We start from the raw sequence: 19,861 nt of genomic DNA, 5'->3' as shown, positions 1-19,861 counted from the left end.
ACAGCCGGCCGGACCGGCGGAGTGCGATGATGGCGGGTGTGATCGACGGCGCGATGCAGGATTTCCCGCTCACCCTGGACCGGTTCCTCGACCATGCCGCGCGATGGCATCCAGGGTGCGAGCTGGTGACGGCCAGTCATGGCGGCGAGGTCGCGCGCGTCGGCTATGCCGGTTTGCGCGAGCGCAGCCGTCGCCTGAGCGCGCTGTTCGCCGACCTCGGGATCGTGCCGGGCGAACATGTGGCGACGCTCGCCTGGAACACGCAGGCGCATGTCGAGAGCTGGTATGCCATTATGGGTATGGGCGCCTGCTGCCTCACGCTCAATCCCCGCCAGACTGCCACCGAGCTCGGCAGGATGGCCGCGGCGGCGTCCTGCCGGGTCTTGATCGCCAGTGCCGACCTGCTGCCGCTGGCACGCGCGCTGTCCGCCGGGGCGCCCGGTATCGGCCACATCCTGGTCATCGACGGCGACGCGGTCATGCCGGCCGCCGCCGGGCCGCTGTCCACGGATGAGCGCCCGCTCGAACAGCCCCTCGAACCGCTGCTCGAGCGCATCGCCGCGGCCGAGCCGGACGGCATCGCCGCCGATCCAGGCTGGGGGCGTTTCGACGAGCGGTCGCCGGCCGGGCTGTGCTTCACATCCGGCACCACCGGGGCGCCGAAGGGCGTCACCTACACCCACCGCGCGACCTTCCTGCATACGCTGCGCCTGCTGCAGGCGGACGTGCTCGGCATCACCAGGCAGGACAGCGTGCTGGTCGGCGTGCCGATGGCGCACGCCAATGCCTGGGGGCTGCCCTTCGCGGTCCCGGCGGTTGGCGCGAAGCTGGTGCTGCCGGGGCGCCGGTTGGACGGTGCCAGTCTCGCCGCGCTGATCGAGCGCGAAGGCGTCACGCTCGCCGTCGGCGTGCCGACCGTCTGGCTCGGCCTGCTCGAGCATCTCGAAGCCCATGGCGGCAGCCTGCCGTCGCTCAGGCGTATCTGCATGGGCGGTGCCGCGATGCCGCCGGCGCTGATGGCCCGCCTCGAACAGCGGCTGGGCGTGGTGGTGCAGACCAGCTGGGGCATGACCGAGCTGTCGCCGTCCGGCACGGTGGCGCCGTTGAGCGCCACCGGGCGTTCGGCTGCCCTGAGCGGTCGGCCGGCGATCGGCGTCGACCTGCTGCTGACCGATGCCGACGGCGTGCCGCTGCCGCAGCAGCGCGGACCGGAGGGCCATCTGCGCGTGCGTGGCGCCGCCGTGATCGAACGCTATTTCGGCCAGGCCGAGCCAGCCACCGACGCCGCCGGCTGGTTCCCGACCGGCGATCTCGCCCGCATCGACGCGGACGGCAACCTTGCCATCACCGGCCGCTCGAAGGACCTGATCAAGTCAGGAGGCGAGTGGATCAATCCGGGCGCCATCGAGGCCATCGTCGGCGCGCATCCGGACATCTCGCTGGCCGCCGTGATCGGCCGGCAGGACGAGAAATGGGGCGAGCGGCCGATCCTGCTGGTGGAGACGCGGGATGATCGCGAGGTCTCCGGAGAGGATTTGATCGAGGCGCTGCGCGGCCGGGTCGCGTCCTGGTGGCTGCCCGACACGGTACTCCGGATCACCGCCATGCCGCTGACGCCCACCGGGAAGATCGACAAGACGCTGCTGCGATCGACATATGGGAGCGATTGAGGTGCGGCCGACCGGGGCAGGCAGCCAGCCTTCACCGCTGCGGGCGCGCGCGCGACCAGGAAGGCGGCAGCAGCTTGACGACAGAGACCACCACCCGGAGGAAGCGCCCGACCAAGGCCGAGCAGAGATCCAGCACCACCGAGCAGATCCTCGATGCGGCCGAGCACCTGTTCGCACGGCACGGCTTCTATGGCGTGACGCTGAAGGACGTCGCCGTCCGCGTCGGCGTGCACCACACGCTGCTGAACTACTATTTCAACGACAAGGCAGCCCTGTTCGAGGCGGTGTTCGCGCGGCGGGCGGCGATCTCCAGCAGCCGGCGCATGCAGGCGCTCGACCGCTACGAGGCGGAGTGCGGCGGCAGGCCTTCGGTCGAGGGCGCGGTGCATGCCTTCCTCGACACCGATCTCGAGCTCTACATCGAGGGCGGCGAGGCCTGGAAGAACTACGGCGCGCTCGGCGCCCAGGTGTCGAACACCCCCGACTGGGGGGCGGACCTGATGAGCCGGCATTTCGATCCCGTCGTCATGCGGCTGATCAGCCTGCTGCGCCGGGCCATGCCGGAGTGCCCGGCGGAAGACATCTTCTGGGGCTACAACTTCGTGACCGGCGCGCTGCTGCTGACGCTGGCCCGGACCGGGCGGATCGACAAGCTCTCCGGCGGCCTGTGCCATTCGGACGACTTCGCGGCGGTGAAGGACCGGATGGCGCGCTTCATGGCCGCCGGCTTCCACGCGCTGTGCCATTCCGAGCGGCGGCCGGAGCCAGAATCACCGGATTGAAGAACACCCACGGCCGGCAGCGTACGGGCGGCCCAGCAGAGGAAGTCGCGCCATGACGCTCGAAGGACGGGTCGCCATCATCACCGGGGCGGGTGGTGGGCTCGGTCGCCAGCATGCCCTGTTCCTTGCCAGGAGTGGCGCCGCAGTGGTCGTCAACGACGTCTCGCAGGCGGCGGCGGATGGCGTCGCGCACGAGATCGAGGCCTCGGGTGGCCGCGCGATGGCGGTCGCCGCCTCGGTGACCGACGACGCGGCGGTCCGGGGACTGGCGCGTCGGGTCACGGGCGAGTGGGGCCGGATCGACATCCTGGTCAACAATGCCGGCATCCTGCGCGACAAGAGCTTCGGCAAGATGACGCTCGACGCGTTCCGCGAGGTTGTCGAGGTGCACCTGATGGGTGCGGTGATCTGCACCCAGGCGGTGTGGGAGACGATGCGCGCGCAGTCGTACGGACGCATCGTCATGACGACCTCGTCCTCCGGCCTGTTCGGCAATTTCGGCCAGGCAAACTACGGCGCCGCCAAGATGGCCCTGGTCGGCCTGATGCAGACGCTGGCGATCGAGGGCGCGCGATACGGCATCCGGGTCAACTGCCTGGCGCCCACGGCGGCGACCGGCATGACCGCGGGGGTCCTGCCGCCGGAGAGCCTCGCCCGGCTCGATCCCGCCCTGGTCAGTCCGGGGCTGCTGGCGCTGGTCGGCGATGCCGCCCCGACCCGCATGATCCTGTGCGCCGGCGCCGGGCACTTCGCGACCGCCAGCATCGAGCTGTCGCAGGGGCGCCTTGTCGGCGGCGGCAATGACGCAGCCGCGCGGGTGGTTGCCGGACTCGACGCGATCGCCGACCGCAGCGGGGCCATCGTGCCGGATCGAGGATTCATCCAGGCCGAGCGCGAGGTCGCCAGCGCGACCCAGGCCGCGCCGGCCGCCCAGGGAGAATGAGCATGCGCGACGCAGTCATCGTATCGGTGGCCCGCACGCCGATCGGCCGTGCCTATCGTGGCGCCTTCAACGCAACGCCCGCGACCGAACTCGCCGCGCACGCGATCGGCGCGGCGGTGGCGCGTGCCGGCGTGGCCGGGGACGAGATCGACGACGTTCTGCTCGGCTGCGCGATGCCGCAGGGCATCCAGGTCACCATCGCCCGCAACGCGGTGCTGCGCGCCGGCCTCCCGGTCGGGGTGCCCGCGATGACGCTCGACCGGCAATGCTCGTCGGGCCTGATGGCGATCGCGACCGCGGCCAAGCAGATCATCGTCGACCGGATGGACGTCGTGCTCGCCGGCGGCGTCGAGTCGATCTCGCAGGTGCAGACCGAGGCCTACCGGCTGGACCGTGATCCGTGGCTCACGGCGCACCAGCCGGATGCCTACATGCCGATGCTGGAGACCGCCGAGGTGGTGGCCGCGCGCTACGGCATCGACCGCGAGCGTTGCGACCGATACGCGCTCGCCTCGCAGCAGCGCGTGCAGGCGGCGTTCGAGGCGGGCCGCTTCGACGACGAGATCATCCCGGTCTCGGCGCGCATGCGGGTGGTGGACAAGGCGAGCGGCGAGACCAGCATGCGCGACGTGACGCTGGCCCGCGACGAGGGCCCTCGTCCGGAGACCACGCTGGAAGGGCTCGGGGCGCTGAAGACCGTGCTGCCCGGCGGCACCGTCACCGCCGGCAACGCCAGCCAGCTTTCCGACGGGGCCGCCTGCAGCCTGCTGATGGAACGCGGCCTCGCCGAGCGGCGCGGGCTGGCGCCGCTCGGCCGCTATGTCGGCATGGCCGTTGCCGGCACCCGGCCGGACGAGATGGGGATCGGGCCGGTGTTCGCAGTGCCGCGCCTGCTCGAACGGTTCGGCCTCAAGGTCGAGGATATCGGCCTCTGGGAGCTGAACGAGGCGTTCGCGGTACAGGTCCTGTACTGCCAGGACCGGCTCGGCATTCCCGGGGAGCGCCTGAACGTGGATGGCGGCTCGATCGCCGTCGGCCACCCCTACGGCATGTCGGGCGCCCGGATGGTGGGGCATGCGCTGATCGAGGGACGCCGGCGCGGCGCCAGGTGGGTCGTGGTGACGATGTGCGTCGGCGGCGGGATGGGTGCCGCGGGACTGTTCGAGGTCCTGTAGCGAACGCGCCGGGTGGCCCGATGCTGTCCGCGGCCGATGTGCAGGTAGCGATTCCATCTGCTTCGGCGCTGCTTTAAACAATCCGGTAGCAACAGGAAGCTCGACCGGCCGGAACGCGGCTGCGCGCGGCTGGCGGTGGAGGCGAGATGTCGACCGAGACGAGCAGCAGGCCGGACCCGACCCGGCTTCGCGAGACCGCGGTTCGCGTGCGGCACTGGCTGAACCAGGAGGCCTGGCCGCTCTGGATCGAGCGCGGCATCGACAGCGACGGCCTGTTCTACGAGCAACTGGATTTCGCCGGTCACCCCGACCTGTCTGCGCGTCGGCGGGTGCGGGTACAGGGTCGCCAGCTATTCTGCTTCGCGCAGGCGCTCGCCGCCGGGCACGAGGCGGCGCGCGACAAGCTGGCACTCGGCCTGGCGACGGTCGAGGCTCGGTGCTGGGGGCCGGACGGCAAGCCCGGCTGGATCCACATGCTGACCCCGGACGGCCAGACCCTGGACACCCTGCGCGACACCTATGACCAGGCCTTCATGCTGTTCGGGCTGGCGGCAGCCTATCGCGTCGGCTTCGAGCACGCGCGCGTGCTGGCCGAGCGCACCATTGCGTTCCTCGATCGCGACGTCGCGGACGGCAAGGCTGGCGGGTATCTCGAGGGGGTGCCGGCCTCGCTGCCGCGGCGTTCCAACCCGCATATGCACCTGATGGAGGCGATGCTGGTCTGGTACAGCGCCACCGGCGACAAGGGCTGGCTTGCCCGCGCCGAGGCCATCGCCGCGCTGTTCGAGACCCGCTTCTTCGATCGGACCGCCGGCACCCTGGGTGAATATTTCTCGCAGGATCTCCGGCTGGCCGATGGCGACGCCGGCGACTCCGTCGAGCCGGGCCATCATTTCGAGTGGTCGTGGCTGCTGCACAGGCTTTGCGACCTCGGCGGCCGCAACTTCCGCCACCAGGCCGACGCGCTGTACCGCTTCGCACTCCGCCACGGCATCGGCGCCGACGGGTTCGCCGTCGACGAGTGCCGGAAGTCGGGCGAGCAGCAGCGCGCCTCGCGCCGTACCTGGCCGCAGACCGAGCTGATCAAGGCGCATCTTGCCAACGGCGCCTGGGACGAAGCCGCCACCGTCACCAACGCGGTGTTGCGCACCTATCTCGGCACCCAGGTCGCCGGGCTATGGATCGACCAGTTCGACGCCAGGGGCGAGGCACGGGCCGACGTGGTGCCGGCCAGCACGCTCTACCACCTGGTGGTGGCGTTCGAGGACCTGCTGCGCATCGCTGACGAGGAGTGACCCCGATCGGCGACTAGCTGCGGGCGGCGAACCGGGTCTGCGGCGGCGCGAGCAGGGCCGGCGGCAGGTCGATGGCGGTGATCTTCCAGTGCCACTGCTCGATGCGCATCGACACCTGCACGGCCGGCGAGCCGGCCACCGGGATGCTGGCGACGAAGCTCGCCGGGCCGGTGAAGTGACCATGCGGCATGCCGCGTGCATGGGCGGCCGCCGGGATCCGGCCCAGCATGTCGCCCAGCCGCTCCGGGGTGATCTCGTCGTCGATCATGCCGGAGGCGACGTTGGTGGCGAAGCTCTCGCCGAAATCCGGCAGCTCGTCCTGCTGGGCGATCTGCTGGACCGGCGACTGCAGCCCGAGCGTATGCTTGAGGCTGAGCCGCACCTGCTGCCAATCGAGGCTGCCGCGCAGCGTGACGCGGTCATGGTGGCTGACGGCATAGCCGGCCGACCAGAGCGCCGCGTAGGGAGACATCGCGAACATGAGGCCGGAGACGGCAAGGCTCGTGACGGCGATGCGACGGGCCCGGCGCCCCGGCCGGGTCTGTGCACCATTCGGCGCGGGTCGCGGGCGGAGCATCCGTGCAGCCATCACGCGCATCCTTGTGCGGGCGTAGTCCGGCAGGGGATGCCGGTGTCGGGACGACTATGACTCGACGAAGGTTGAGACTGTATGAATTTTTCTTCGCTCACCCACATTTATCATGTGTCGATGATGGTCCACGGCAGGCGTGGCTGACCCGGCGGATGGAATCGCGGCGTATGGAACGATGATGCAGATGGCCCAGGCGTCCCGGACCGGCGCGCCGGACGATCTGCACTTCACCGAGGCAGAGGTGCAGCGCTACTCCCGGCACATCCTGCTTGCCGAGGTGGGCGGCACCGGCCAGGCCAGGCTGCGCGCGTCGCGCGTGCTGGTGGTCGGTGCCGGCGGCCTCGGCTCGCCGCTGGCGCTCTATCTGGCGGCGGCCGGCGTCGGCACCATCGGGCTGGTCGACGACGACGTCGTCGAACTTTCCAACCTGCAACGGCAGATCGCGCACAGCGACGCCCGGATCGGCAGCAGCAAGGTGGCTTCGGCGCGCGAGGCGATGCTGGCGCTCAATCCCGGCATCGCGGTGCAGGCGCATCCGGTGCGCCTCGACGCCGGCAACGTCCAGGCGCTGGTCGGCGCCTACGACCTGGTCTGTGACGGCACCGACAATTTCGCCAGCCGCTACCTGGTGGCCGACGCCTGCGTCGCCGCCGGCCGCACCCTGGTCTCCGCCTCGGTGCTGCGCTTCGAGGGCCAGCTCGCCACCTTCAGGCCGCATCGTGGGGGTCCCTGCTACCGGTGCCTGTATCCGGAGGCCCCGGAGCCGGGGCTGGTGCCCTCCTGCGCCGAGGCCGGCGTGCTGGGCGCGGTGACCGGGGTGATGGGGACGCTGCAGGCCAGCGAGGCGATCAAGGAGATCGTCGGCATCGGCGAGACCATGGCCGGGCGGCTGCTGCTGTGGGATGCGCTGTCGATGCGCTTCACCATGATCCGGGTGCCGGCCGATCCGCACTGTCCGCTGGGTCACGCCCGGCCCGTTACTGGCGTCCCGTGACGGCATCCGGCGCGACCCTCGGAATCGTGCTGCTGGATGGCAGCCACGCGCACGCGCACTTTGCCTTCTCGATGGCGGCGGGAGCGGCGGCAATGGACCGCACCGTCGTGCTGTTCGCCAGCGGCGCCGGCCTCGAGGCGCTCTGTCTCGACTGGAGCGGCCTCGCCGATGCCGGGCACGACCGGGTGCTGGTCGATCGCGGGGTGGCCGGCCTGGACACCTTGCGCGAGGCGGCACTGACCCTCGAGGTGCGGCTGCTGGCCTGCGAGGCCGGGCTGCGCGGCGGCTCGATCGAGCCCGGCCGGCTGCTGGAAGCAGTCGAGGTCTCCGGCATCGCGAGCTTCCTGGAGGCTGTCGCCGGCGGCCAGATCGTCTCGTTCTGAGGGAATGCCCGCCATCTGCCGCGACCTGGGCCGCCACCCCTTGCCCAACCGGCGCGGGCTTGGCAGGGAGTTGGCCATGCTGATGCCGACGCTGTGCAGGTCATCGAGGTCGACAGGAGGGGCGGCGGCGCCGCGGCCGGCCCGGCTGTCGCTCACCGCCATCGCCGGTGCAGCGCTGCTGGCGGGCACGGGCACGCAGGCAGCGGGCGCGCAGACTTCAGCGGTGCACCACCCAGAGCACCCGCACCACCATCACCGGACGCATCCCGCGCCGCATCGTGCTCCTGTCCACCACGTCCATCCGGCGCCGGTTCCGGCGCCAGTGCCGGTCCCCGCGCTGCCGGCCCCGCCGCCGCCGCCCGTGCCGGCCAATATCGGCACCAACACGAAGTTGCCGCTGCCCCGCTTCGCCGCCCTGCGAGCCGACGAGGTGAACATGCGGTCCGGGCCCGGCACCCGCTATCCGATCCTGTGGCTGTACAAGCGGCGCGACCTGCCGGTCGAGATCACCCGCGAATTCGACGTCTGGCGCCTGGTGGAGGACAGCGACGGCGTGCGCGGGTGGGTCCACCAGGCAACCCTGGTCGGCAACCGCACCTTCGTGGTGACCGCCTCCGGCAGCACCGATCGTGGCCCCGGCGCGGTGCTGCGCGACGACCCGCAGGAGGATGCGGGTGTTGTGGCAATCGTCCGACCGGGGGTAATAGGCCGGCTGCGTGCCTGCCCAGCCGGTTCGGCATGGTGCCGGGTGTCGGTTCATAACTACAGCGGCTGGTTGCAACGATCGGCGTTCTTCGGGCTATTGCCGAACGAGACGATCACGCCGCCCTGATCTCGGAAGAAGAGGCCTCGACCATGTCAACCACCAAGCCGGGCCACCAGCGCCGCACCAAGATCGTCTCGACCCTCGGGCCGGCCAGCTCGACGGCGGCGATGATCGAGCGCCTGTTCGATGCCGGCGTCGACGTGTTCAGGCTGAACTTCTCGCACGGCACCCACGAGGACCATGCCAGCCGGATCTCGATGATCCGCGACCTCGAAGCGCGCAGCGGCCGCCCGATCGGCATCCTCGCCGACGTCCAGGGTCCCAAGCTGCGCGTCGGCCAGTTCGAGGCCGGTCGCGCCGCACTCGCGCACGGCACCCGCTTCCGGCTCGACCTCGACCCCACGCTCGGCACCGCCGACCGCGTGAACCTGCCGCATCCCGAGATCATCCAGGCCGCCCAGATCGGCTCGCTGCTCCTGCTCGACGACGGCAAGCTGCGCCTGCGCGTGCTGGAGAAGGGTGCCGAACACCTCGTCACCGAGGTCGTCACCGGCGGCATCCTGTCCGACCGCAAGGGCGTGAACGTACCGGACGTTGTGCTGCCGATCCCGGCGCTCACCGCCAAGGACCGCATCGACCTCGATTTCGCCCTGGCGCATGGCGTCGATTATGTCGGACTTTCGTTCGTGCAGCGTCCCGCCGACGTGCAGGAGGCGCGCGAGATCATCGGCAACCGCGCCTGGATCATGACCAAGATCGAGAAGCCGCAGGCGCTCGACAACCTGGGCGAGATCCTGGCGCTGTCCGACTGCGTGATGGTGGCGCGCGGCGATCTCGGCGTGGAACTGCCGCCCGAGGAGGTGCCGCTGGTGCAGAAGCGCATCGTCCGCGAGGCGCGGCTGCTCGGCAAGCCGGTGGTGGTGGCGACGCAGATGCTGGAGAGCATGATCTCCGCACCCGCGCCGACCCGCGCCGAGGCCTCCGACGTTGCCACCGCGGTGTTCGACGGCGCCGATGCGGTGATGCTGTCGGCCGAGACCGCGGCCGGGCAGTATCCCGAGGAGGCGGTCGAGATCATGGGCCGCATCGTGCTGCGGGTGGAGCGCGACGCCGGCTGGCAGGCGCTGATGCAGGCCTCGCGCCCGGCGCCGGAGCACTACGCCGCCGACGCCATCGCCGCGGCCGCGCAGCAGGTGGCGCAGACGGTGGCCGCCAAGGTCATCGTCGCCTACACCAACTCCGGCCGCAGCGCGCTCCGCATTGCACGCGAGCGGCCCGAGTGCCTGGTGCTCGGCCTCGCCGGCAACATGGGCGCGGCCCGCCGGCTGTCGCTGGTCTGGGGCGTGCGTTCCTGCGTCGCCGACCAGGGCTCCGACGACGTGACCTTCGGCCATGTGGTGCAGGTGGCCGCCGTGCTGGCCCGCGAAAACGGCCTGGCGGCGACCGGCGACGCCGTGGTGGTGGTGGCCGGCGTGCCGTTCGGCAAGGCCGGCAGCACCAATTCGCTGCGCATCGTCCGGGTGCCTTGAGGGCCGCAACCGCCCTTCTCGCCCTCTCGATCGCGGCTGTACCGGCCGCTCAGGCCTGCGTGGATCAAGCCTGGGCGCAGGCCGCCCTTCTGGCCTCCCCCGGTTCATACAGCCTGGCTCCGGTGCTGCCGGAACCCGGCGCCGCGCCTGGAGGGATCGCCAGCGTCGGCTATGGCACCCGCAACACCCAGACCAGCTCGATCCAGCTGCAGAGCGGGCTGCTCGGCAACACCGGCGCGCGGGCGTTCGTGGCACTCGGCCAGGCGCGTACCGACGTCGACCGGAGCATCCGGTATTTGTCGCAGGGTGGCGCGGTCGGCATCGAGAAGCAGTTCCCGGGCGGGACGACCATCAGCCTTGGGGGCGGCTGGCAGCGCGACCGGTTGCCTTATGCCCCAGCCATGCGCCCGGTCGGGCCGGTCGAACCGGAGCCATAGAGGCGCACGATCACGTCCGCCGCGACCCCGGCATTGTGCCGCCAGGCGCGCGGGATCTCGATCTCGGACCCGGGCAGCACCGCTTCGAGCATGAGGTCACGCATGGTCAACGCCATGAACAGGTCAGCGGCTTCCTGCGGCTCATCGATGCTCAGGGCGAGGCTGTCAGCCTGGTCCCTGAAGAACTCTGCCACCGCCGCGACCAGTCGCTGTCGTACTTCGCCGAGACCGCCGAGGGTCAGGCGCGGCATGCGGGCGCCCTCGATCACGCACAGCCTGATAAGCGCCACCGCCTCGGGGTCGAGCGTGCGTTCCAGGATCCGGCACGCCACCGCGGTGAGGCGCTCCCGGGCCAGCGGCTCTCGGGCCGCGGAACCGTCGGCGCCATCCTCGGCTGCAGGCAGGTCGAACAACCCGTCCAGGGCAACCCGACTGCGCTCACCCAGCACCTTGCCCACGACCTGGTTGAACAGCGCTTCCTTGCTCTCGAAATGCGCGTACAGCGTGGTTTTCGAAACGCCCGATTGCTGGGCGATGGTGTCCATGCTGGTGTCGAGATATCCGTGCCTCATGAATATTTCACGAGACGTTGACAGGATCGTGCCGCGCGAAGACTGGTAACGGGTCGATCTTGTCTGAATGTCCATTTCCTGCACCCGGCCCTGTCCCTAAAAGCCAAACTTATTATTGTTGCAGTTACATTAAGACAGGTATCGGGCTGGTCAATGCCGGTAGTCGGCTGCAAAGCCGCACGCTTCTGTGAGTCACGTTCCTGTCCCGTAATGGCGCAATGCACAAAATCCGCCGAGGCATCCTTTCGCTTCTGCCTGTCGTTGTGTTGTTCAATGGGACACGCCTTCGAAAAGGACCAACAGCATGCGTAACCGCGCACTCGGCCGCACCGGCCTCTATGTTTCCGAGATCTGCCTCGGCACCATGACCTTCGGTGGCGGCGAGGGGATGTGGCAGAAGATCGGCGCGCTACGCCAGGACGAGGCCGAGCGCCTGATCGGCACCGCGGTTGATGGCGGAGTCAATTTCCTCGATACCGCCGATGTCTATGCCGAGGGCCTGTCGGAGGAGATCACCGGCCATGCCATCCGCAACCTGAAGCTGCCGCGCGACGAGATCGTCGTCGCCACCAAGGTGTTCGGGCCGACCGGCAAGGGCCCGAACGCGCGCGGCAACACCCGCAGCCACATCATCGACGGCGTCAAGGCCAGCCTGAAGCGGCTGCAACTCGATCATATCGACCTCTACCAGATCCACGGTTTCGACCCGGCGACGCCGATCGAGGAGACCGTTGAGGCGCTCGACATCCTCGTCCGGCACGGACATGTCCGCTACACCGGTGTCTCGAACTGGGCCGCCTGGCAGATCGTCAAGGCGCAGGGTATCGCGCAGCATCGCGGCCTCGCGCAGTTCCAGAGCCTGCAGGCCTACTACACCCTCGCCGGACGCGACCTCGAGCGCGAGATCGTGCCGATGCTGAAGGCCGAACGGATCGGGCTGATGGTCTGGAGCCCGCTGGCCGGTGGCCTGCTGTCAGGCAAGTACGGCCGCGACGGCAGCGCCGAGCAGGGCAGCCGCCGGGTCGATTTCGACTTCCCGCCGGTCGATGCCGAGCGCGGCTACAAGGTGATCGACGCCATGCGTCCGATTGCCGATGCGCACGGGGTGTCGGTCGCGCGCATCGCGCTCGCCTGGCTGCTGCACCAGGAGGTGGTGACCAGCGTCATCATCGGGGCGAAGAAGCCGGAGCAACTCGAGGACAACCTGGCCGCTACCGAGGTGCGGCTCGACGCCAGGCAACTCGAGACGCTCAACGAGGCAAGCCGGCTGCCGCCGGAATATCCGGGCTGGATGTTCGAGCGCCAGGGCGCCTACCGCCGCGACCAGATCGCCCAGGGCTGATCGCGCCAGGGCCAGGCGGATCGAGGCCAGGACCCAGGGCCGGCATCAGGCCTGGTTCAGTTCGATCAGGCTGCGCCGGATGGCGCGGCCGCGCTCGATCCTGTCCACGATGAACGCGTCGTCGCCCCAGCGTATGGCGCGCGCCATCGCCTGCGCGTCCTCCGTGAAGCGGGCCAGCATCTCCAGCAGCGCCTCGCGGTTGTTGAGGAAGATGTCGCGCCACATCACCGGGTCCGACGCCGCGATCCGGGTGAAGTCGCGGAACCCGGTGGCGGCGAACTCCAGCACCTCGCTGCGTGTCTCGTCGGCGAGGTCGTCTGCGGTGCCGCAGATGGTGAAGGCGAGCAGATGCGGGAGGTGGCTCACGATCGCCAGCACCCGGTCGTGATGCGCGGCATCCATCTCGCGGCTACGGGCGCCGCACTCGTTCCACATCGCGGCCACGCGCGCCACCGCGCCGGGATCGGTCCCCTCGGGCGGGGTGAGCAGGCACCAGCGGTTCTCGAACAGGGTGGAGAAGCCGGCATCCGGTCCGGAGTATTCAGTGCCGGCCAGCGGATGGCCCGGCACCAGTGCCACGTCGGCGCGCAGGATCGGCTCGATCTCGCGCAGCATGGACTGCTTGGTCGAACCGACGTCGCTCAGGATGGCCCCGGGCGCCAGATGCGGCATGATCCGGGCCGCCACGTCCCCCAGTGCCCCGACCGGCACGCAGAGCACGACGCAGTCGGCATCACGGACCGCCAGCGTGGCGTCCGGCTCGACGCGGTCGGCGATGCCGAGCACGCGCACGCGATCGCAGGCCAATCCGGAACTGTCGCACGCCACGATCTCGCCTGCGATGCGGCGTGCTCCGGTGGGGTGCTGCATCGCCCTGCGGGCCAGCGAGCTGCCGATCAGCCCTAGTCCGATCAGGGTGAGACGCTTGAAAATCGGCTCGGACATGGATGTTCCTGTGGTGCAGCGGCCGTCGCGTCCCCCGGGACGCGTTCCTGAGCACGTCCGGTGCGAGGGCACGCAGCGCTCTAGCTGATCGGGCGAGGTCCGGCCAATCGCAAGCCCCGATGGTCCTCGACCGCGGGGCAAGCTGCGTCAACCGGTACTTAAGCAATCCCGCGCATGTTGGGACCTCCGCGACGGTGTCGCCCGGTATCGGATAGGACCCGCCATGGAGCATGCCGAACGCCCGGTCGGGGACCCCGAGCTAAGCGAATGCGACCGGGAGCCGATCCACATCCCGGGCGCGATCCAGCCGCATGGCGCGCTGCTCGCGGCAAGCGAGGACGACTGGCGGATCAGCCATGCCAGCGCCAATCTTTCGGAAGTCCTGGGACTGGATGCGCATGCCATGCTTGGACGTCCCCTGCGGGATGCGGTGCAAGAACTGGCGTTCGGGTCGCTGGCTGCCGCCTCCGGCGAGGCGCTGTCGCACGACAACGTCAATCTCGGGCATCTCAATACGCTCACCCGTGCCGACGGGGTCCTGCTTCACCTGCAGGCGCACCGCTCGGGATCGCATGTCTGCGTGAACATCGAGCCACTGCCTCTGGCTCCGGAAGCTACGCCGGCGATCACGGCAGTGCTTCCGGCTCTGGAGAGCTTCAGGGCCGCGACCAGCTGCAAGGAGGTCTGCACGCTGGCGGTCCGGGCACTGCGGAAGCTAACCGGTTACGACCGCGTGATGGCGTATCGTTTCGCAGCCAAGGGCGATGGCGAGATCATCGCCGAGCTGCACCGTCCGGGCGACGAGCCCTATCTCGGGCTGCATTATCCGGCGGCAGACATCCCCGTGCAGGCCAGGCGGCTGATCATGCTCCAACGCGTGGGCATGATCGCCGATACCAGCTATCGGCCGGTCGCGCTGCTGGTCGACCCCTCGCTCTCCGATGTCGCTCCGCTCGATCTGACCTACAGCGCGTTGCGCAGCGTCTCGCCGCTGCACTGCGAGTACCTGCGCAACATGCACGTCGGTGCGTGCCTGACGGTGGCGCTGGTGCATCACGACCGGCTCTGGGGAATGCTGGTCTGCCAGCACGCGACCCCGCGGACGTCGGGGCCCGAGCTGCGGGCGGTCGTCGACATGATCGGCAAGGTCGTTTCGCTGCTGCTGGCCAGTCTCGGCGAGGCCGAGGCGCATGCCGATCGACTGCAGCGTCAGGAACTCCTGAATTCGCTGGGCGCGCGAATGGAATCCAGGATGCCGCTGCTGCAGGCCCTTGCGGAGCCGGGGGCGGACCTGCTGCGCTGCATGGCCGCGTCCGGCGCCGTGGTTCGGATGTCCGGCAGGACGATGTGCGTCGGCATGGTGCCGGAGGCGGACGTAGCCGAACTGATGCTCTCGACGATGCTCAACCGGGCAGCTGGCGAGGTGCTGGCCTATGACGATCTCGGCCTGCGCCAGGCGGACTTTCCGGCCGGCACCGCCGATACCGCCGGGGCGCTGCTGCTCCCCCTCGGGCAGGCCAGCGGGGATGCCATCCTGTGGCTGCGACCAGAGATGCTTCATACCGTCGTCTGGGCCGGCGAGCCGGGACGGCATGCCATCACCGACACGGAGACCGGGCGGCTGTCGCCGCGTGGCTCGTTCGCTGCCTGGAAGGAGATCGTCCGAAACCGGTCGCGTTGCTGGAGCGACGGCGACCTGGCGACGGCGAGGCAGCTGGGCGCGGTTGTCGCGGCGGCGGCGGCGCGGCGCACCGAGGCGGAACTGGCGCTGCTGCGCTACTACGATCCGCTCACCCGCCTTGCGAACCGGAGCCTGCTGCAGCAGCGGCTGGACGTTCCCGACCGTGAAGGCCGGCCGGCCACCGCGCTGGTGTTTCTCGACCTGGACCGCTTCAAGGCGGTCAACGACACACTGGGCCACGATGCCGGGGACACCCTTCTGATCGAGGTGGCTGCCCGTCTGCTCGCGATCAGCGGACCGGTGCATCTCGTCACCCGGCTCGGTGGCGACGAGTTCGTGGTGCTCTGCTACGGGTTGCGGCAGGAGGCTGTGGTCCACCTCGTGGAGCAGATGCGCCAGGCGATCATGACTCCGTTCGAGATCATGGGGCGATCCTGCCACATCTCGGCCAGCATCGGGATCGTGCTGGCGAAGCAGGCGGGCGGCCTCAACCTGGTCCGGGCCGCGGACATGGCGATGTATTCGGCCAAGCAGGCCGGCGGCAATCGCGGCGTCATGTATGAGTCCGCGTTGTTCGACAAGGCTGCGCAACAGTTTGCCATCGAAGCCGACATGCGCGACGCGCTGCGCGAAGGCGACCAGTTCGTGCTGCTCTACCAGCCACTGTTCCGTCTCGGTGCCGGACGGTCCGTGCTGGCCGGCTTCGAGGCGCTGCTGCGCTGGCGGCATCCGGTCCGCGGCTGGCTGTCGCCAGCGCTCTTCATTCCGGTGGCCGAGGAATCCGAACTGATCCTCCCCCTCGGCGAGTGGGTCATGGAGCAGGCGCTGCGCCAGGGCCGGGCGTTCCATGCGGCGTCTCCCGGCGCCGGGCTGGTGATGAACGTGAACGTCTCGGCCCTGCAGCTGACCCAAGCTGGCTTCTGCTCGGGGCTGGCCGGCGTCATCGAGGCCGAGGGATTGGATGCCGGGCAGCTCTGCCTGGAGATCACCGAGAGCATGCTGACCGGGGCGGGAGCATCGACGGTTCTGGCCGAGGCGCGTGAGCTCGGGGTGCAGGTGGCGATCGACGATTTCGGAATCGGCTATTCGTCGCTGTCCTATCTGCGCCGGCTGCCGGTGGACGTGGTCAAGCTGGACCGCAGCTTCCTGGAGGATGTCGGCGGCGGCTCAAGCGGCGAGGCGTTCGTGGTCGCCGTGATCGCGCTCGCCCATGCCGCCGGCAAGCCGGTGGTGTTCGAGGGGATCGAGACCCAGGACCAGAAGGACATCGCGCGGAGAGCCGGCGCCGACATGGTGCAGGGCTTCTTCTTTGCGCCGCCGCTGTCGGCCAACGCCGCTTTGGAGCTTGTCCGGTCGGACCGGAAGCTTTCGGAGCTGGCCGAGGCAATCACGTCCGACTGATCCGTCAGGCGGTCTGGCTCACCGTCTTCGCGCCACGGCGCAGCCTGACCAGCTCGACCCACTGCCAGAGCAGCAGGACCGGCGCGCCGATGGCGAGGTCGCGTGCGCGCCTGAGCAGCGAGAGGCCGAAGGAGAGGTGGGGGTCCAATCCGAACAGGCTGCCCAGCGCCACGTAGGCCGCTTCCTGCACGCCGAGCGCTCCGGGCACCAGGAACGAAACCGCCATGATGCCGCTGGCCGCGCCCTCGATGGCCAGCGCTGTATCGATCTGCACGGGTGCGCCGAGCAGCCTGTAGGCCATCCATACCCAGGCGGCACCGCCGAGCCAGCCGGTCAGGTGGATCAGGCAGCCGCCGGCGATCCGGCCGGGTCGCGCATAGAACGCATCGAGGTCGCTCTGCAGGCTGTCGATGCCGTCCAGCACCGAGCGACGCAGCGCCGGTGCCGCGACACGGTCGCCCATGCTGCGGGCCAGCCGGCGGAACAGGCCGCCGGCGCCGCGCTGCACCCAGATGAAGCCGGCCATGGCGGCGACTGCCAGCAGCATGCCGAGCCCGAGCGGGCCGGCGAGGTCGGTATCCGGCTTGCGGTCGAGCAGGAACAGCAGGCCGAGCAGCACGAAGGCGATCTGGCCGATCACCTCGGTGGTGAGGTCGATCACGTTGGCGGCGACCGCCATCGGCCAGGCGATCGCGCCGCCAAAGCCGGTGGCGCGCATGCCGATCAGGATGCCGCCGATCTGCGAGAAGGGCAGGCAGGTCATCGCCCCCTCGCGCACCATGCGGGATAGCAGCAGCCGGCCGATGCCGATCCGCAGCAGGCTGCGCGGGCAGGAGGTGCGCCAGGCCAGCGCCAGCACGCCGTCGCAGAGCAGTTGCCAGCCGACCAGCAGGGCAAAGCCGCCTGCGCCCACCGACAGCATGGCCTTGAACACCGCGCCGGCGCCGAGCCAGACGCCGACGGCGGTCATCAGCCCGACCCCGAGCAGGGCAAGCAGGATCGAGGCTGTCTTCAACGCGCACCCTAGCCGGACGGGAGACCTGGGCTCGACGGGAGACCAAGGAGGGGGCTGGCTCTACACCAGCGCGGATCGCGCGGCTATAAGCCGCTTCGCGTTCGAACAGGCTTCGGTTCGGATGGTTCTCTGCGTAACCCCGGAGCAGGCCGCATGGCGACATCACCCACACTGGTCACCGGCGCCACCGGCTTCGTCGGCTCGGCGGTGGCGCGCACCCTTGCGGCGCGCGGCCACAGGCTGCGGCTGATGGTCCGCCGTGGCAGCGACCGGCGCAACCTCGAAGGGCTCGACGCCGAGCTGGTCGAGGGCGATCTCGGCCGGCCTGACACCTTCGCCGCGGCGCTGAAGGGCTGCGAGGCGCTGTTCCATGTCGCCGCCGACTACCGCCTCTGGGTGCCCGACCCGGCCTCGATGATGCAGGCCAATGTCGAGGGCACCCGCCTGCTGATGCTGGCGGCGCAGCAGGCCGGCGTGTCGCGCATCGTCTATTGCTCGTCGGTGGCGGCCCTCGGCCTGATCGGCGACGGCAGCGTGGCCGATGAGGCGACCCCGGTGCACGAGCATGCGGTGATCGGCATCTACAAGAAGTCGAAATACCGCGCCGAGCAGGAGGTGCTGCGGCTGGTGCGCGAGCAGGGATTGCCGGCGGTGATCGTCAATCCCTCCACCCCGATCGGCCCGCGGGATATCAAGCCGACCCCGACCGGCCTGATGATCGCCGACGCCGCCGCCGGCCGCATGCCCGCCTATGTCGAGACCGGGCTGAACATCGTGCATGTGGATGATGTCGCCGAGGGCCATGCGCTGGCGTTCGAGCGCGGCACCATCGGCGAGCGCTACATCCTGGGCGGCGAGGACATGCAGCTGCGCGAGCTGTTCGCCATGGTCTCCGAGGTCGCCGGGCGCCGGCCGCCCCGGCTCAGGCTGTCGCAGTCGGTGCTGTGGCCGGTCGCGGTGGCCTCGGAATGGGCGTCGCGCGGGTTCGGCATCGAGCCGCGGGTCACCCGCGAGATGCTGGCGATGTCGCGCAAGAAGATGTTCTTCTCGTCGGCCAAGGCGATCCGCGAGCTGGGCTACGCACCGCGGCCGGCCAGCGAGGCGGTGGCCGATGCGGTCGCCTGGTTCCAGGTCGATGCGCTGTCGCGGGGCAAGGCCGCCTGATGCTGGTCCTGGCCACCCTGTCGCTGCTGGTCTGGCTGGTGCTGGCGTTCGCGCACGGCCGGTTCTGGCAGGGCGGCCCGATGCTGGGCCCGGTGCCGAAATCGGTGCGGCCGGTCGCCGGCACCTGGCCCGCGGTCTGCGTGGTGGTGCCGGCGCGCGACGAGGCGGAGACCATCGAGGACAGCATCGGCTCGCTGCTGGCGCAGGATTACCCGGGGCCGTACGGCGTCGTGCTGGTGGACGATCGCAGCGGCGACGGCACCGGGACGCTGGCCCGCGCGCTCGCCTCGCCGCACCTGCACGTGGTGGAGGGCGCCGAGCCCCCGGCGGGCTGGAGCGGCAAGCTGTGGGCGGTGGCGCAGGGCACCGCCGAGGTGACGCGGCTGATGCCGGACGAACCCGGTGCTCCGGATAATACCTACATCCTGCTGGCCGACGCCGACATCATCCACGAGCCGGCGCATGTCGCGACCCTGGTCAACAAGGCGCTGCGCGACGACCTGGACATGGTGTCCGAGATGGTGGAGCTGAACACGGCGAGCCGGGCGGAACGCGCGCTGGTGCCGGCCTTCGTGTATTTCTTCCAGCTGCTCTATCCGTTCGCGCGGGTGAACCGTCGCGACAGCAAGGTCGCCGCGGCGGCCGGCGGCACCATCCTGATCCGGCGCTCGGCTTTGGCGCGGATCGGCGGCATCGAGAGCCTGCGTGGCGCGCTGATCGACGACGTGACCCTGGCGCAGCGGGTCAAGCGCAGCGGTGGCGCGATCTGGCTCGGCCACAGCCTGCTGGCACGTTCGGTGCGTCCCTATCCGCACCCGGCCGACATCTGGCGCATGGTGGCGCGCACCGCCTACGTTCAGCTGCGCCATTCGCCGCTGCTGCTGCTGGGCACCGTGCTCGGCATGGTGCTGGTCTGGCTGGTGCCGCCGGTCGCCGCCCTGTTCGGCGAGGGCTGGGCCAGGCTGGCTGGAGCGTTGGCATGGGCAATCGCCACGATCACGTTCCTGCCGACGCTGCGCCGGTTCGAGCTGGTGCCGTTCTGGGCGCTGTTGCTGCCGGCGGTGGCGGCGTTCTACACCCTGGCGACGATCGGCTCGGCGGTGGACCATCATCGCGGACGCGGCGTCGTCTGGAAGCAGCGCGCCTACCGCGAGAGGACGTCCCCCCGGTCATGA

The 19,861-nt window shown here is 70.0% G+C and carries 18 protein-coding genes; 14 read left to right on the top strand and 4 right to left on the bottom strand.

Translation table 11 applies throughout. The annotated features are described in order from the left end of the window. Positions 1-29: 29 nt before the first annotated feature. The 5 genes from FE263_RS13320 (at position 30) to FE263_RS13300 (ending at position 5,865) form a co-directional block, all read left to right on the top strand. A complete protein-coding gene (locus tag FE263_RS13320) occupies positions 30-1,670 on the top strand; it encodes an AMP-binding protein (RefSeq protein WP_240759529.1) in 1,641 nt (546 codons plus the stop codon). A 74-nt stretch (positions 1,671-1,744) separates the two neighbouring features. Next, positions 1,745-2,452 carry a TetR/AcrR family transcriptional regulator gene (locus FE263_RS13315; RefSeq protein WP_138326505.1) on the top strand — a complete coding sequence of 236 codons (708 nt, stop codon included), beginning with the start codon at positions 1,745-1,747 and terminating at the stop codon, positions 2,450-2,452. 52 nt (positions 2,453-2,504) lie between these two features. Further along, positions 2,505-3,395, top strand: coding sequence for an SDR family NAD(P)-dependent oxidoreductase (locus FE263_RS13310; protein WP_138326504.1), 891 nt, complete (start codon positions 2,505-2,507; stop codon positions 3,393-3,395). A gap of 2 nt (positions 3,396-3,397) precedes the next feature. Further along, positions 3,398-4,570, top strand: a complete 1,173-nt coding sequence (locus FE263_RS13305) for an acetyl-CoA C-acyltransferase (protein WP_138326503.1) — start codon at positions 3,398-3,400, stop codon at positions 4,568-4,570. A gap of 146 nt (positions 4,571-4,716) precedes the next feature. Further along, on the top strand, positions 4,717-5,865 hold the full coding sequence (locus FE263_RS13300; RefSeq protein WP_138326502.1) for an AGE family epimerase/isomerase: 1,149 nt from the start codon (positions 4,717-4,719) through the stop codon (positions 5,863-5,865). A gap of 13 nt (positions 5,866-5,878) precedes the next feature. Here FE263_RS13300 and FE263_RS13295 read toward each other — a convergent pair whose 3' ends face one another. Beyond that, positions 5,879-6,454 carry a DUF2939 domain-containing protein gene (locus FE263_RS13295; RefSeq protein WP_171034098.1) on the bottom strand — a complete coding sequence of 192 codons (576 nt, stop codon included), beginning with the start codon at positions 6,452-6,454 and terminating at the stop codon, positions 5,879-5,881. Between the two features lie 187 nt (positions 6,455-6,641). Here FE263_RS13295 and FE263_RS13290 point away from each other — a divergent pair, with 187 nt between their 5' ends. The 5 genes from FE263_RS13290 to FE263_RS13270 all read left to right on the top strand — a co-directional run bounded on the left by FE263_RS13290 (position 6,642) and on the right by FE263_RS13270 (position 10,566). Next, positions 6,642-7,451, top strand: a complete 810-nt coding sequence (locus FE263_RS13290; RefSeq protein WP_138326500.1) for a HesA/MoeB/ThiF family protein — start codon at positions 6,642-6,644, stop codon at positions 7,449-7,451. After that, on the top strand, positions 7,448-7,834 hold the full coding sequence (locus FE263_RS13285; RefSeq protein WP_138326499.1) for a hypothetical protein: 387 nt from the start codon (positions 7,448-7,450) through the stop codon (positions 7,832-7,834). Before FE263_RS13290 ends, FE263_RS13285 begins: the two co-directional genes overlap by 4 nt. A gap of 76 nt (positions 7,835-7,910) precedes the next feature. Next, positions 7,911-8,666: an SH3 domain-containing protein gene (locus FE263_RS13280; protein WP_171034097.1), complete on the top strand. Its 756-nt coding sequence runs from the start codon at positions 7,911-7,913 to the stop codon at positions 8,664-8,666. Between the two features lie 23 nt (positions 8,667-8,689). Then, on the top strand, positions 8,690-10,129 hold the full coding sequence (gene pyk / locus FE263_RS13275; RefSeq protein WP_138326497.1) for a pyruvate kinase: 1,440 nt from the start codon (positions 8,690-8,692) through the stop codon (positions 10,127-10,129). Beyond that, a complete protein-coding gene (locus FE263_RS13270; RefSeq protein WP_138326496.1) occupies positions 10,126-10,566 on the top strand; it encodes a hypothetical protein in 441 nt (146 codons plus the stop codon). The genes pyk and FE263_RS13270 overlap by 4 nt, the downstream gene beginning before the upstream one ends. Here the strand turns inward: FE263_RS13270 and FE263_RS13265 are convergent. Continuing rightward, positions 10,518-11,213, bottom strand: a complete 696-nt coding sequence (locus FE263_RS13265) for a TetR/AcrR family transcriptional regulator (protein WP_276611200.1) — start codon at positions 11,211-11,213, stop codon at positions 10,518-10,520. The genes FE263_RS13270 and FE263_RS13265 overlap by 49 nt on opposite strands. Before the next feature lie 229 nt (positions 11,214-11,442). Between FE263_RS13265 and FE263_RS13260 the strand changes: the two genes are divergently transcribed. Next, the gene (locus FE263_RS13260; RefSeq protein ID WP_138326494.1) at positions 11,443-12,480 is read left to right on the top strand and encodes an aldo/keto reductase; all 1,038 of its coding nucleotides are present in this window, start codon (positions 11,443-11,445) and stop codon (positions 12,478-12,480) included. 45 nt (positions 12,481-12,525) lie between these two features. Here FE263_RS13260 and FE263_RS13255 read toward each other — a convergent pair whose 3' ends face one another. After that, entirely contained in the window at positions 12,526-13,425 is a 900-nt protein-coding gene (locus FE263_RS13255) for a prephenate/arogenate dehydrogenase family protein (protein ID WP_138326493.1), read from the bottom strand. Positions 13,426-13,648: 223 nt separating this feature from the next. On the opposite strand from FE263_RS13255, the gene FE263_RS13250 reads away from it, so the two are divergent. Continuing rightward, positions 13,649-16,507, top strand: coding sequence for a bifunctional diguanylate cyclase/phosphodiesterase (locus FE263_RS13250; RefSeq protein ID WP_138326492.1), 2,859 nt, complete (start codon positions 13,649-13,651; stop codon positions 16,505-16,507). Positions 16,508-16,511: 4 nt separating this feature from the next. Here the strand turns inward: FE263_RS13250 and FE263_RS13245 are convergent, their stop codons facing one another. Continuing rightward, a complete protein-coding gene (locus FE263_RS13245) occupies positions 16,512-17,522 on the bottom strand; it encodes a lysylphosphatidylglycerol synthase domain-containing protein (protein WP_138326491.1) in 1,011 nt (336 codons plus the stop codon). 153 nt (positions 17,523-17,675) lie between these two features. On the opposite strand from FE263_RS13245, the gene hpnA reads away from it, so the two are divergent. Both hpnA and FE263_RS13235 read left to right on the top strand, forming a co-directional pair. Beyond that, positions 17,676-18,686 (top strand): hopanoid-associated sugar epimerase, encoded by a 1,011-nt coding sequence (gene hpnA, locus FE263_RS13240; protein WP_138326490.1) that lies wholly within the window; start codon positions 17,676-17,678, stop codon positions 18,684-18,686. Then, complete coding sequence (locus FE263_RS13235) at positions 18,683-19,861, top strand: glycosyltransferase (RefSeq protein WP_240759591.1); 1,179 nt, start codon at positions 18,683-18,685, stop codon at positions 19,859-19,861. The genes hpnA and FE263_RS13235 overlap by 4 nt, the downstream gene beginning before the upstream one ends.

Source organism: Lichenicoccus roseus, assembly GCF_005844085.1.
Lineage (GTDB): Bacteria > Pseudomonadota > Alphaproteobacteria > Acetobacterales > Acetobacteraceae > Lichenicoccus > Lichenicoccus roseus.
Note: the sequence above shows the minus strand (reverse complement) of the source record. Positions and strands in the feature narration are given on the sequence as shown.

Bases quoted from the DNA above. Each gene is read 5' to 3' on its own strand.
- FE263_RS13320 (WP_240759529.1), top strand. From the start codon at position 30: ATGGCGGGTGTGATCGACGGCGCGATGCAGGATTTCCCGCTCACCCTG.
- FE263_RS13310 (WP_138326504.1), top strand. From the start codon at position 2,505: ATGACGCTCGAAGGACGGGTCGCCATCATCACCGGGGCGGGTGGTGGG.
- FE263_RS13305 (WP_138326503.1), top strand. From the start codon at position 3,398: ATGCGCGACGCAGTCATCGTATCGGTGGCCCGCACGCCGATCGGCCGT.
- FE263_RS13300 (WP_138326502.1), top strand. From the start codon at position 4,717: ATGTCGACCGAGACGAGCAGCAGGCCGGACCCGACCCGGCTTCGCGAG.
- FE263_RS13295 (WP_171034098.1), bottom strand. From the start codon at position 6,454: ATGGCTGCACGGATGCTCCGCCCGCGACCCGCGCCGAATGGTGCACAG.
- FE263_RS13290 (WP_138326500.1), top strand. From the start codon at position 6,642: ATGGCCCAGGCGTCCCGGACCGGCGCGCCGGACGATCTGCACTTCACC.
- FE263_RS13280 (WP_171034097.1), top strand. From the start codon at position 7,911: ATGCTGATGCCGACGCTGTGCAGGTCATCGAGGTCGACAGGAGGGGCG.
- pyk (WP_138326497.1), top strand. From the start codon at position 8,690: ATGTCAACCACCAAGCCGGGCCACCAGCGCCGCACCAAGATCGTCTCG.
- FE263_RS13265 (WP_276611200.1), bottom strand. From the start codon at position 11,213: ATGGACATTCAGACAAGATCGACCCGTTACCAGTCTTCGCGCGGCACG.
- FE263_RS13260 (WP_138326494.1), top strand. From the start codon at position 11,443: ATGCGTAACCGCGCACTCGGCCGCACCGGCCTCTATGTTTCCGAGATC.
- FE263_RS13255 (WP_138326493.1), bottom strand. From the start codon at position 13,425: ATGTCCGAGCCGATTTTCAAGCGTCTCACCCTGATCGGACTAGGGCTG.
- FE263_RS13250 (WP_138326492.1), top strand. From the start codon at position 13,649: ATGGAGCATGCCGAACGCCCGGTCGGGGACCCCGAGCTAAGCGAATGC.
- hpnA (WP_138326490.1), top strand. From the start codon at position 17,676: ATGGCGACATCACCCACACTGGTCACCGGCGCCACCGGCTTCGTCGGC.